The organism is Psychrosphaera haliotis (genome assembly GCF_039523615.1).
GTDB classification, from domain to species: domain Bacteria; phylum Pseudomonadota; class Gammaproteobacteria; order Enterobacterales; family Alteromonadaceae; genus Psychrosphaera; species Psychrosphaera haliotis.
The window spans coordinates 385,785-399,383 of record NZ_BAAAFQ010000004.1; the positions used below are offsets into that span (position 1 = coordinate 385,785).

The following is a 13,599-nucleotide window of genomic DNA, read 5'->3' on the forward strand; positions in this document are numbered from 1 at the left end:
AAACATTCTTGCGGTAATTGTAAAACTCAGCAAAATTAAGGCACAAAAAAAGCCGATTCCGTTAAGGTAATCAGCTTCTTTCATTTAGTGGTTTTACTACTCTTCGAAGTGAGTGCCCCAACCATCGTACTCTAAGTTGTTTGCTTCGGCGTATGCCACCATTTCTTCAACTTCTTCATTAATAATAACTTCATCTAAAGGGCATTCAGTATCAATATCAAAACAAAATACAAGTAAACCATCTTCAGTCTCTACTTGTTCTAGCTCTGATACATCCCAACCTTTTAAAAATGCTTCTTGCTGCGCTTTGTCAGCAATCTCATTATTTTCCGCTACAAAATGATGTTCAATACCATACATTGCTTCTGTATTCGAACCATCTTCAATAAGTTGCTCTATGATGTCATTGCTAAATTCTTGCCAATCAACCGATTCCATTATTAACCTTTTTGTACTGTTTCTTCTGATTGTGGAATATAGCCTAATTCTGCATTTAATTCGTCAATTTTTTTAGCCATTATTTCGCGAACTTCTTCCGCTTTCTGTCTAATATATTGTTTTTCATCACTTTCAATAGTCACTGGATCTAAATACTCAATTATAACTTTGCCATTGTTCCAACGATTCATTTTAATTCTCTCGTGTGTGCTACTAATTGCAACCGGCACCATAGGTACACCAGCCATAAATGCTGTATAAAAGGCGCCTGTTTTAAACTTCATTAAACCACGACCTCTTGAGCGAGTTCCTTCAGGGAAAAGCCATACCGATATCTTTTTATCACGAATTTTCTGAGCCGCTTGACCTATCGTACCGTGTGCTTTTGTTTTATTGGCACGGTCAATAAGAATGTTGCCTGACAACCAGTATACTTGCCCAAAAAATGGCATCCACTTCAGGCTCTTTTTACCAACACTTACCGTCCCCTTTCGAACGCCATTAGAAGCGGTGAAAATATCCCATGTATTCTGATGATTGCCTATGTAGACCACTGGTTCATCTACAATTCGTTCTTGCCCGCGAATAACAATTTCAAGTCCCAACATTTTCGCAAACGAACCATAAACTCTTGCAACCATATGAACGTTATTACGCTGAAACGGTCTAACAATAAGATATAAAAGAAGAAATGCTGTCGATAGAATAAAGAAAACACCTAATAATAACGTACGTAAAATAGCCAGCACAAATACAACTCCAAATATTTAAAGGCGCATTGTAGCAAACTCAGCGAACAGCTGTAAGCTAAAGTTTTGTTAAATATACATGAAAATAAGGTACTTTTAATTGGGAAGAAGCTAGCCGCAGGTTAACCTTGATAGGGAAGTATAACTCTGACCGTTAAGCCTCCACCTTCTCGATTGAATAGCCCGATGTTGCCGTGGTGTGCGTCTGTGATCTCTCGGCACAAAGCAAGGCCAAGGCCGCTACCACTAGCTTTAGTAGAATAAAACGGTATTAAGGCGTTTGCCATTACGTTTTCTGAAATACCTTTTCCTTTATCCATCACCGAAATACAAGACTCGTTTTGGCGTTGCTCTAGTCTAATACTTACATCTTCAGGCAAAGAGCCTGACTCATGCGCGTTTTTTATAAGGTTGATTAATAGCTGTTCCAATTGCACCGGATCTGCGTAAACCGTTTGTTTTCCTGCTGATAAGTCAATGAATTGCCACTGCGATTTTAATGTTGCAGTTAAGTGTCCCCAATCAATTGCTTGAATTTTTGGTTCAGGTAACTTAGCAAACTTTCCGTAACCCTGTACAAAATCACTTAAATGTTGAATGCGTTCATCAATCGTTGAAAATACCCGCGTCAAACGCTCTTCATTGAGCTTTTCACTAATGATGCCGCCACTGTGAAGCATAGATGATATTGGTCCCAGAGAATTATTTAGCTCGTGACTTATTACTCTAATTACCTTTTTCCACACGGCCACTTCTTGGCGGCTCAGTTCTCGTGTCATTTGTTTTAAAATGAATAAAGTGTGCTCTTGATTGTTTAACGAGAACTTCCCTGTAGACATATGCCACGTTTGTGGTTCGTCTTCATCAAATACAATTGAAAAAAGGCCTTCTTTCTTTTCAGCAATAGCAGCTTCGGCACCTTTAGGGGCCGTTGTTAATAAGTGCGACAGCAGGTTTCCATCTAATCCTTTTGAGCAGTTAAAAAAACGTCTAGCGGCGATATTACTGAATATAACTTGTTGTTGATCGTTAACCAGAAATAGTACTTCTGGTGAGCTTTGGGTGATTTTATCAAGCAAGAGTTCCCGTTGATATATCCAGTGCTTCTCTTCCCTCAGTTGCAGCGCTGTGCTGTTGTATAGTGAACACAATTTACCTAGTTCATCTTCATTCTGATAAGACAGTGTTGTTGCGTATTCGCCATCTTTTAAATTTAACAAACCAAGCTCTAATGCAGACAACCCTTCTCGGATATCTCTTAACAAATAGCGCGCTAACAAAACACTCATGCTCACTATTGTTATTGCAATGAGTATTCCAATATTTAGGGATAATCCATCTAACAAGAATAGTGGTATACAACAAATACTGCTGATTAGCGCAACAACTAAAAGTATTTTAGGTAAAACTTTGGTTAGCATTAGTACGGGATCTCAAATTTATCTAAGCGTCTATACAAAGCTTGCCTACTCAACCCAAATTGACGAGCCACTCGAGCAATCACGCCTTTTTGGTCTCGCATAGCAGCCTCTAGTGCTTCTTTAGAGACTTCTACATTGACTGCTTTTGAATTACTAGTTTGAGACGCTAAATTAGTTTGCGAGGCTTGATTGGTGTGGCCAGCTATATTGGACTGGGAAGCTAGATTGGTTTGAAAAGCTAAGCTCTCTGGAACGCCTAAATTCACCGGTTGGTTAAATGCAAAGTCCACAGCCTCAATGACGCCCTGCGGCTTCAAAACCGCGACTCTTTTACATGTGTTCTCTAGCTCTCTTACATTTCCTAGCCATTGATGGCTTTTTAACGCATTTTCTGCTGATAGGCTCAACTCCCTATCCGGCAAAAAGTGGTGTACCAAAGGCATAATATCGTCTAGTCGCTCTGATAGAGCAGGAACATTAAGCTCAATAACATTAAGTCGATAGTATAAATCTTCCCTAAAGTCACCTGCTGCAATCGCGTCTAAAAGGTTGCTGTTTGTAGCTGAGATTACTCTGACTTTTGTTTTAATCGTATTTACCGAGCCTAGGCGTTGAAACTCTCCGGTTTGAATCACTCGTAACAGCTTGGTTTGTCCTGAATATGGTAGGTTGCCAATTTCATCTAAAAATAAGGTACCACCATCGGCTGCTTCAAATAGCCCTATTCGCTTTTTGTTTGCACCTGTATATGCACCCGCTTCAGCCCCAAACAATTCAGCTTCAATTAAGTCGGCAGGTAACGCACCACAATTAACTTTAATAAAGGGTGCATTAGGTACAAGGGAGTTGGCCTGAACGACTTCTGCAATTTTTTCTTTGCCGCTACCGTTAGCACCAGTAATTAATACTGAGATATCTGATTTAGCCACTTGAATTGCCATATCAACAATACGCTGCATTGCTGCACTGGCATAAACAAGACCAACACTACTGGCCTTTGACTTTGTGCAGTCACCAACTGTTTGTTGGCGTATTAACTTCTCTTGCGCTTGGTTCGCCTTACCTAATGCAACTAAATTAGCCACAGTGTTTAAGAGTTTCTGGTCATCCCAAGGCTTCGCAATATAGTCCACAGCTCCAGCTTTAACTAACTCAATCGCTTGTTCCAAATCAGTCCAAGCCGTAATTAATATAACCGGAAGGTGCGGATCCAAACGGCGAAGTTGGTAAAAGAGCTCTTTGCCTTCTTCACCCGACGTTGTGTCTCCAGTGAAATTCATATCTTGAATAACAAGGGAGACACGCAGTTGGTTCGCGTATTGTAACGCCTGAAGGGGTGATGTCGTTGCAATGACATCGTAGCCATGAATTTCAAGCAATAAGGACAAGGCTTGTAAAACTGCTGGTGTATCATCAACGATTAATATTTTGTCCATTGCCTGCTCATTGCTTGAATATATCCTTTCATTGTTAGTAGTTTAGCCTACCAATTATGGTCATTAAATACTACGAGTAGCAATACTAGGAGAAATGTTTGCCGCTTTAGTCGCTGGCATAACAACTGACAACAGACTTGCAATAAAAATAAATATCGCAGTGACAGCTACATAAATAGAATTTAACGCTGGCATTGAGTAGCTCTCTAGTAACATCTGGCCCATTAAAATGGCAGCGACTGCTCCAAGTGCGATACCGAACACACAAATAATGGCATTCTCAATCAAAAAGTATCTCACAATGTCTAATTTTCTGGCGCCAAGTGCACGCCGTGTGCCTATTTGTTTGGTGCGTTTATTAATATTAAATACCGTCAAACCAAATATTCCAAGACCGGTTATAAGAACAAGTACAACGATAAGAGTAATTAACATGCGTAGCATTAAAATGTCTGACGAATTGTATTCTCGTTTATCGTCATCCATGCCTTGCACCCCAATAATAACTCGTTTGTTATGGTCTTGAATCATCAAGTCTTCAACCTGTCGCATGATGGCAGAACGCTGTTCGGGCTCAGTGCGAACGATGATTTTTTGAAACATAGATGCGCCTACAAATGGCATAATAGATACGTTGTCTGGCCTACTGTCTTTTAACCACGCACTCTTCATTGGCTCAGTGATACCAATAATTTTCATCGGCGATACACCAAAGAAAACCGTTTGCCCTAAAGCATTGCCTTCAGGAAACAATTCTAAGCCCAAGGCTTTTGTAACCACAACAACTTCCGGAAACACGTCTCTGCTCTCAGATATAATAACTTCGTCTGGACGAAAGTTTCTGCCCTCTATTAAACTAATACCCAGCGTATCTAGCGCGTTTTCATCGGATAAAAAGTACGACGTACGAACGTCTTGGCCGCCTTCCGTTGCCGGTGTTAGTCTTAATCCACCACCAGAGCCACTACCTGACAAAGGCACAGCGTTAAACAATGCCGCATTCTTTACACCAGGAACGTTTCTCAGCATGGTTTCCGTTTCTTCAAACTTTTGAGAAAGATCGAGTTCTTTATCAAACGTCATCGTCGTAAAACTGAATATTTCATCTTCCGGGTAACCCGTTTCTTGGGTTAAAAACTCAATTCTATCATTGGCAATAAATGAAGCATTGCTCACAATAGCTGTGGTTATAGCGATTTGAATCAGCAACATCACTGCGCCCGCCTTGGAGCGAAGCAATGAATTAAATATAGGTTTAATTTCTAACATGATGAGCTCCTATTGCGTTTTTAAGTAAATAGCTGGTTGGGTTTTACAAACAAGCCATGCTGGGTACATTCCGGCAATGATACAGGCGCCAATTGCTATTGCAGGGGCTGTTAAAATCATCGTGAGATCCATGCCTGCTAGTTCTGCATATTGCTGACTCGTTACACGCACTCCCCATAGGCCAAATTGCGCGATGCCAATACCAATCAATCCGCCTAATAAACCAAGTACTGACACCTCAACTAGATGCTGAAAAAATATCTGACGTTTGCTGGCGCCTAATGCTCTTCGCACACCAATCTCTGGCGCTCTACGTATAAACTTGCCAAGCAACAGTCCCAATATATTGGCTAAACACACGGCTAAAAACATAAAACTAAGTCCAACCAATATCTTGTTGTCCTCGGATACTACATTGTTGTATTCCATCCACTCATTCACGTCTTGTAAATTGAACTGAGGCACTTCGCGTGAATAACGACCTTTGGTTCCTTGCTCTGTTAAATAAGCAAACAAAAAGTCATGGTACTTTTGAACCTCTTTATCTGTTGGCAGTTCTGCCCAAAACTGCACCCAAAACATTTCAGACTGTAGCTGCCCTTCAAACGTTGTCACGCCCTCATGTTTCCAACCATTTGTATTGCCTCGGGTAACGAGTTGCATTGGCTCCCATAATGTAATGGGAATAAACAGTGGCTCAGGTGCATTAAAGGAACCATTGTTTAAGTCGTAATATTTGATATGGATATCCCAATTTTTAGTAACCCCTACAACCGTAAAAATAGTGTCGTCTAGATACATTTCTTTACCAACAGAGTTTTGTCCACCAAACAGTTTATCGTTAGTCTCTTCGTTTATAACAATCACTGACTCAGCTGCTTTTTCTTGCGTCAAAGTCCAAGACGAACCGTAAATAAACTCCAAATCGAACATGCTAAAAAAGTCTTTGCCTGCCGCTCGAGCACTTGATAATGAAGGTTTAACGTCTTGATTATTCATATGGACAGTAAACGCCGTGCGAATGGACGCCGTTTTTCGAACCGGTGTTTCAGCGTTGTGCAGAAACATGGCGTCTTTGTATGTCAATTGATATGGCACGTCATCAGGTGTCCACCAGCTGTTACCATCATCAGTTGTATTAAGCTGCACTGCAAAAAGCTGATCACTTTTATGTGGGATAGGATCCATAGACATCATGTGATAAACCGACAAACTCGTCATCGTTATACCAATGCCAATAGCAATGGCGAGGATCATTAACGCCGATACTAACGGTGTCCGCTTTAAACTGCGCCAGCTAAGGTCTATATAATGAAGAAACATATTACACCTCTGCTATCGACTGTTCGACTCGCGCTGATACCGAGTCTGAAGACTTATTTTGATACAAGGTAAAGTCAGCTAACTGACCATCAACGACCTGAATATTGCGAGGCGCTCGACGGGCTAGCTCCTGGTCATGGGTCACCATAATGATGGTGGAACCTTCCGTGTTTATATTTTCTAGTAACTCCATGACTTGACGTGCCATAAGGCTATCTAAGTTACCCGTTGGTTCATCCGCCAATAAAAAGCGTGGTTTGCCCGCTAAAGCTCTAGCAATTGCAACTCGCTGTTGCTGACCGCCAGATAATTGTTGAGGTAAATGTTTGGCTCTGCTCGCTAACCCAACTTTTTCTAAACACTCTTCAATTCGAAGCTTACGCTCAGCAGCTTTTATGCCTCGATAACGCAAAGGTACTTCAATATTTTCATATAAATTTAGGTCCGGGATCAGGTTAAAACCCTGAAAAATGAATCCAATTTTTTGGTTTCTTAAATCCGCTCTCTCGTTATCGCTTAATGTACCAACGTTCACATCATCAAGCATAAACTCACCACTAGAAAACGGTTCCAACATGCCAGCAATATTCAAAAACGTTGTTTTACCTGAACCTGATGGCCCTGTTACTGCTATAAACTCGCCTTCCTTTACTTCTAGGTTAAAGTCACGAAGTGCGTGTGTTTGTACCTTTTCCGTTTGATATACTTTACTAATATTTTTCATGCTTAACATTGTTGTATTCCTTTCTATGTTTAACTGGTTTGCATCACAAGTTTCGTATTTAACAAATTGATAACTCGTGCTTTTCTTAATTTAGTAAGAACGCATCCGCTTTACTGTATTCATCATAATTCGAGATAATAATTTCATCGCCGGCTGTTAATCCTGACAGGATTTCTACTTCTCGCATGCTTATTGCGCCAAGTTGGATATCTACTTTTGTGGCAATGCCGCCTTCAACCTTAAATGCGTAAAACCCACCTGACTGCATAAAACTGCCACGGCGAACTTTCATTACATTCTTTTTGCTTTCTAAAAGTACTCTTGCTGATACTTGCTGGTTTTGGCGAATGCCACTAAGTTGTTGTTGATCAAACCGCACTCGAGCGGTAACTTGACGGTTTTTAACTTCAGGAGAAATTGCAGACAATTTGCCTAAAAAGGTTGTACCCGCAATATTAATTTCAGCTTGCATACCAATACCAAGATCATTGGCGTAACTTTCTGCAACGTTTAGTTCAACCTCGTAAGCGCTTAAATCGACAAGCGTCATTAGCGCGTCATTCTTTTTGACTAGAGCTCGTTGTTGAACAATTAAATTACCAACTACACCTTTTACTGTCGCGAGTATGTTTAGGTCATTAATTTTACGTTTCAACTCTTCTAGCACTAATGCTTGACGTGACACGGTACTTTTTGCACTGGCTAATTCAAACGCTAAACGCTCCTTGGCGATGCTAACTTCTTCTTTGGCGTGTCTTTGAGTCAATTCAGCCCTTGCTAAATCATCAACCGCTTTTTCAAAATCAATTTGGCTAATTAAATTACTCTTCATAGACGCATGTGCGCGACGATTTTCTCGTTGAGCGGCTTCTAAATCTACCTGAGCAATATCCAACAGTTTTGTTAATTGTAATGTTTGACTACGAGCATCTAACTCCTGACGAGCTAGCTCACCTTTGAGGCGTTCCATTTCTGAAGTTTCTTGTTTCAATTGGTTTGCAAGCTCAGGGCTATCTACCGTAGCAACAACTTGGCCTAGGCTTACTTCGTCACCAGCTTTTACCTTGAGTGAAACAAAACCCTGCTCTGGACTGTAAATTTGAGGCGCATTAGCAGCGACAATACGGCCATTTGAAACGATATCACGCACTAAGTCGCCCATTTCAACTTGAGCAATTTGCATTGATGAACGCTCAAAAGAATGACTGACCGAAGCGCCACCCACTAATGCTTTAACAACAAAAAAAATTAAGATAAGTGAAACGAGAATAATACCCGCAATTTTTTTTATGTTTGGCTTAGACTCAACAGCGACATCTTGTGCGCTCGTATCCTTAATCATGTTTTCTGCTCCATGGGCATGAATGACCTCATTCATGCTCCGTTTTAATATTTAATAACCATTTTTTGATAATCACTTGTTGATAATCTTTTTTGATAGCAATGTATTAATAATCAAGTATTAAAAATCATGTTTTGATTAACGTAATGATTAGCTTATTAGCTAGTTGGTTAATTTGTAGGTAAAGTATTGCGAGGAACATGCCAAAACATAAGTCGCTGTATTAAATGACAAAAAATAATTTTTCAAGAAATAAAAGTGTCCGCGGACAGTCTAAAGTGTCCGGGCGGACACTTTTAATGAGGTCGTTTTAAAGGGGTTAAAACAAAAAACCACAGAGTTTGCGCTCTGTGGTTTTATAAGTCGACTTTAGTTTATCAACGTCGAATACTCTACTTTAAAGAGATCGTATTATGCCTCTGAAGCGCTATCTATATCACCAACGTCATTCACCATATCGTCACTTCCGCTTTTAACTTCAACTTCGACATAATCAACGCGTTGAAGCCCTCTAGGAAGCTTGCTACCTCTGCGGCCGCGCTCACCACGATAATGATCTACGTCTTTCGGTGTTAGCGTTAATTTGCGTTTACCAGCATGCAAAACAACATTCGCATTTTCCGGCACCACAACAATCTGGCTAACCACTTCTTCTCTGCTAGCGGCTCGAGCTGATGGTATGTTTATGATCTTGTTGCCTTTACCTTTAGCCAATACTGGTAAGTCTTTTAGCGGGAAGACTAACATTCGACCTTCGTTAGATATTACCAGGCAGTCGTCATTTTCAATATTTTGCGTTGTTTTTGGCTCTAGTAACTTAGCTCCTGTCGGTAGCCTTACTAATGCTTTACCGGCTTTTTGTCGGGTCATCATATCGTCAAACTTACAAACAAAACCATAACCAGAGTCTGAGGAAATTAGATACTGTTGGTCGCTTCCAGCCATTAGTGTGTATTCAAGTGTTTCACCCGCCACTATACTAAAACGTCCGCTAAGTGGTTCGCCTTGGCTTCTTGCCGATGGCAGTGAGTGTGCGTCTGCGCTGAAACTTCTGCCCGAACTATCAATAAAGACCACCGGCTGATTACTCTTACCTTTGGCTGACGACTTAAAGCCATCACCCGCTTTATAGCCTAGTTTCTCAGGCTCAACATCATGACCTTTGGCACAACGTCCCCAGCCTTTCTCTGATAAAACAACAGTAACTGATTCACTTGGTACTAGGTCTTTAGCTGAAATAGCCTTTGCTTCACTTCTTACTACAATTGGCGAACGTCTGTCGTCACCATAGGATTCAGCATCGGCGGCGAGCTCTTTCTTAATTAAATTGTTTAATTTTGTATTTGAACCTAACAAGCTTTGTAATTGATCGCGTTCTTTCGCTAATTCAGCTTGTTCCGCTCTAATCTTAACTTCTTCAAGCTTGGCTAACTGACGTAACTTAATTTCAAGGATGGCTTCCGCTTGTGTATTTGATAAACCAAAGCGCTCCATCAATTCTTGTTTAGAGTGCTCTTCAGTTCGAATAATATCAATGATTTCATCAATGTTTAAGAACGCAACTAATAGGCCTTCAAGTATGTGAAGTCGAGCTAATACTTTGTCTAAACGGTATTGTAAACGACGAGTGACAACGCCTCGGCGATACTCAATCCACTCTGTTAGAATTTGTTTCAAACCTTTTACTTTCGGTAAACCATCTAAACCAAGCATGTTTAGGTTTACTCGATAGCTTTTTTCCAAATCTGTTGATGCAAATAAGTGCTGCATAACTTGTTCAACATCAACTCTATTTGAGCGAGGAACAATAACAATTCTAGTTGGATTTTCGTGGTCAGATTCATCGCGCAAGTCCGTTACCATAGGTAACTTTTTAGCCTGCATTTGCGCTGCAATTTGCTCTAAAACTTTACCACCTGATACTTGATGCGGCAGTGCGTTAATAACAATGTCACCGCTTTCTTCAACAAACGTAGCGCGCATTTTTATGCTGCCTTTGCCTGTTTCATATATCTTTGCGATATCCGCACTTGGCGTGATAATTTCAGCTTCAGTTGGATAATCTGGGCCTTTAACATATTCCATCAATTGTGGAAGTTCAGTCTTAGGCTCTTTAAGTAAGTGAATACACGCTTGCGCTACTTCTCTTATATTATGAGGCGGTATATCAGTAGCCATACCAACAGCAATACCGGTAATGCCGTTTAGAAGTATATGGGGCAGTCGTGCTGGTAAGGTAACGGGCTCTTTCATTGTGCCGTCAAAGTTAGGTTGCCACTCAACGGTGCCCTGGCCTAATTCAGACAGCAAAACTTCAGATACTTTTGATAAACGAGCTTCGGTATAACGCATAGCAGCAAATGATTTAGGATCATCTGCCGCACCCCAGTTACCTTGTCCGTCTACTAATGGGTAACGATAAGAGAATGGCTGTGCCATCAGCACCATTGCTTCATAACAAGCACTATCACCATGCGGATGATATTTACCTAATACGTCACCAACGGTTCTAGCTGACTTCTTATATTTAGCCGTTGCTGATAAACCTAACTCAGACATTGCATATATGATGCGACGTTGTACTGGTTTTAAACCATCACCGATATGCGGCAATGCGCGATCCATGATTACGTACATGGAATAATTTAAATAGGCATCCTCTGTAAAGCGTCTCAACGGTAATTGTTCAATACCGTCACTGCTGATGCTAATCGCCTCTGTCATTACCTGTACCTTCTCTGTCTTCTTATTATTTGGCTAAGTTAGATTCTAATTGGTTCAAAATAGTACGAAACTCTGTTGGTTCATTCACATCGCAAAGCTCGTACCTTGCCGATAATTTCGGTGTGGTGCTTTCTAACTCTCTTTCAATTCTTGTTACCAGTACTTGTGCCTGGTTTAGATCATAATTATTCGCTACCAACCAATACCTATGGCCATTAATTGGCAATATTTGATATTGCTTGTTTAGATTTTTTATTCTTTCCAATTTGTCACTAATGGCATCATCCGCCGCTTTAATGCCTAGCGATGCATTCAGTTCAGATACACCATTAAAGTCCATGGCAATGATAGTGAACATCTTTAACTTGCTGACTTCAGCTTGACTGCGTTTCGGTAAATTATTAGTGCTAATTTGCACATTATTCATTTGGGCCATTAATTGTTCGATAGCTCGCTCTGCAACGGCTAAACTTAAATGCGCTAGAGGTTTGCGGCCACTTGCTTGTCTTCTAAGTACAGCATTATAAATAAACAACACTAAGCCAAACACTAATAACAAAATTAACCAGCGTGTATTAGATAGCTTTTCTGTTAATAAAACCAAGGCATTAGATAAGTTAACATTCATAGCTTGATGCTCGTCTAGCATATTTTGTTGCTCTTTAAGTTGACGACCAACTTTAAAGTCGCGATATGCTTGAAGCTGTACCTGCATTCCTTCTTTTTTTCTATTTTCTAAATATTCTATAAGCCCTGTGGTTTTAGAAACTTGAGGCCAGTCTTTCATTAAAACCTCTGCGGTTCTTTGGGCTTTAAGTGCCTCTAATTTACCAACTCCAGTTTCAGAGGAGTAATTGTTAAACGCAGAAAATTCGAGTTCTATCTTAGATAAGTACTTTAATGAGACATCTGGTAAGTCTTTTAATAACGCTATTTGAGCTTTAACAAAATACAGTTCATTCTGAGTTTTTAATTGCTCAGTCTTATCTCGTCCTAGGGCATTAGTTAGGCCTTTAACTTTATCTGCTGCCTTTATAAGCTGTTCCGCGTATTCTAATTTTTGCTGTGCAATTTGATTTTTAATCAAAGCTATTAAGCTTTGTAATTGCAAGTATCGGTTTCGCACTTGCTGCGCACTTTTGTAAACAGACTCCAAGCGCTTATCAGCTTCTCTATATTTAAGAGATTGGCTATTTAATTGCGCCCATTCAATTTGGGTCTGCAATGACGACGACGATAGTTTGTTGTCTTGCAAATAGCTCACTAACCGTTTGAAGCTTTGTTCCGCTAGAAACAAATCATTTTGTTTAATAAGCAACTTTATATGTGCTTGTTTTGCCCAAACTATGAGTGGCATTAAGCCGCTTGAATTTGCTTTTTCAATTGCCGTATTAAGGCTGCGGTTTGCTAGTTCGTGATCTTGTAGGGAAGCAAAAAACGAAACCTTTTTTAAGCTCCAAAACACCCATAAATAATCAATATTGTCGGCTTTATCCGCCCACTCATCAAGAAGTGCTGTGGCGTTGTCAAAATGGGATATAGTTTCCTGATAATCCAGCATGCTAACGGCATTATCTATTTTGAGTTCATGCAAACGTAGTGTTAACACTAACTTTTCTGGCTCGGCCAGTTTATCAATATCACTGATAACTAAATTAAGCACTTGTTCAGACTGCGCAGGCTTTCCTGACAAATAAAGAGCGTGAGCTTTGATAAGACGTAAGTTAACTAACTGAGCCAATGTTAAAGTGTTATCTGTTATAAAGTACTCAACACCAGCTAATTGTTTTTTGGGAGTAACTGCATTTGGCGTTTGTACCGCACTTAAAAACTCACTTAAGGTTTTAAATTCACTTTGGAACCGGTTTTTTACTTTATCTATTTGCGCAACTTTAACAACGTCTTCCGCGTTTTTTTTACGCTTACTAAACCAGTCATTATTTGTAGGGCTTGTTTTATTAGGCGAAGCTTCCGTTTTATTAGATGAAGCGTCTGGCTTATTAGATGAGGCTTCCGTTGAGTTGGCTAATGAATTTGAATCATTATTAGCTACTGAACTCGAATAATTGCTAGCAAATGAGGCGGTTGAGCAAAACACAGATACAAAAAAGCACGTCAGCGTAACGGCTAACCTCTGCTTTTCTCTATATCTGTTGTTTTGCCAGAACTTCAT

The 13,599-nt window shown here is 40.2% G+C and carries 10 protein-coding genes; all 10 read right to left on the reverse strand.

Features of this window, described 5'->3' with window-relative positions:
• Positions 1–96: 96 nt before the first annotated feature.
• The 10 genes from rraB to ABD009_RS04390 all read right to left on the reverse strand — a co-directional run bounded on the left by rraB (position 97) and on the right by ABD009_RS04390 (position 13,599).
• Complete coding sequence (gene rraB, locus ABD009_RS04345; protein WP_155695561.1) at positions 97–438, reverse strand: ribonuclease E inhibitor RraB; 342 nt, start codon at positions 436–438, stop codon at positions 97–99.
• A 2-nt stretch (positions 439–440) separates the two neighbouring features.
• Positions 441–1,187 carry a 1-acylglycerol-3-phosphate O-acyltransferase gene (locus ABD009_RS04350; RefSeq protein WP_343823012.1) on the reverse strand — a complete coding sequence of 249 codons (747 nt, stop codon included), beginning with the start codon at positions 1,185–1,187 and terminating at the stop codon, positions 441–443.
• A 122-nt stretch (positions 1,188–1,309) separates the two neighbouring features.
• Positions 1,310–2,608, reverse strand: a complete 1,299-nt coding sequence (locus ABD009_RS04355) for a sensor histidine kinase (protein WP_343823014.1) — start codon at positions 2,606–2,608, stop codon at positions 1,310–1,312.
• A complete protein-coding gene (locus ABD009_RS04360; RefSeq protein WP_343823016.1) occupies positions 2,608–4,044 on the reverse strand; it encodes a sigma-54-dependent transcriptional regulator in 1,437 nt (478 codons plus the stop codon). Before ABD009_RS04360 ends, ABD009_RS04355 begins: the two co-directional genes overlap by 1 nt.
• Positions 4,045–4,107: 63 nt before the next feature.
• Positions 4,108–5,313, reverse strand: a complete 1,206-nt coding sequence (locus ABD009_RS04365; RefSeq protein ID WP_343823018.1) for an ABC transporter permease — start codon at positions 5,311–5,313, stop codon at positions 4,108–4,110.
• A gap of 9 nt (positions 5,314–5,322) precedes the next feature.
• Positions 5,323–6,636, reverse strand: a complete 1,314-nt coding sequence (locus ABD009_RS04370) for an ABC transporter permease (RefSeq protein ID WP_343823020.1) — start codon at positions 6,634–6,636, stop codon at positions 5,323–5,325.
• A gap of 1 nt (position 6,637) precedes the next feature.
• On the reverse strand, positions 6,638–7,369 hold the full coding sequence (locus ABD009_RS04375) for an ABC transporter ATP-binding protein (protein WP_155695565.1): 732 nt from the start codon (positions 7,367–7,369) through the stop codon (positions 6,638–6,640).
• A gap of 76 nt (positions 7,370–7,445) precedes the next feature.
• Positions 7,446–8,702 carry an efflux RND transporter periplasmic adaptor subunit gene (locus ABD009_RS04380; RefSeq protein WP_343823023.1) on the reverse strand — a complete coding sequence of 419 codons (1,257 nt, stop codon included), beginning with the start codon at positions 8,700–8,702 and terminating at the stop codon, positions 7,446–7,448.
• A gap of 411 nt (positions 8,703–9,113) precedes the next feature.
• Entirely contained in the window at positions 9,114–11,426 is a 2,313-nt protein-coding gene (gene parC / locus ABD009_RS04385; protein ID WP_343823025.1) for a DNA topoisomerase IV subunit A, read from the reverse strand.
• A 25-nt stretch (positions 11,427–11,451) separates the two neighbouring features.
• Complete coding sequence (locus tag ABD009_RS04390) at positions 11,452–13,599, reverse strand: hypothetical protein (protein ID WP_343823026.1); 2,148 nt, start codon at positions 13,597–13,599, stop codon at positions 11,452–11,454.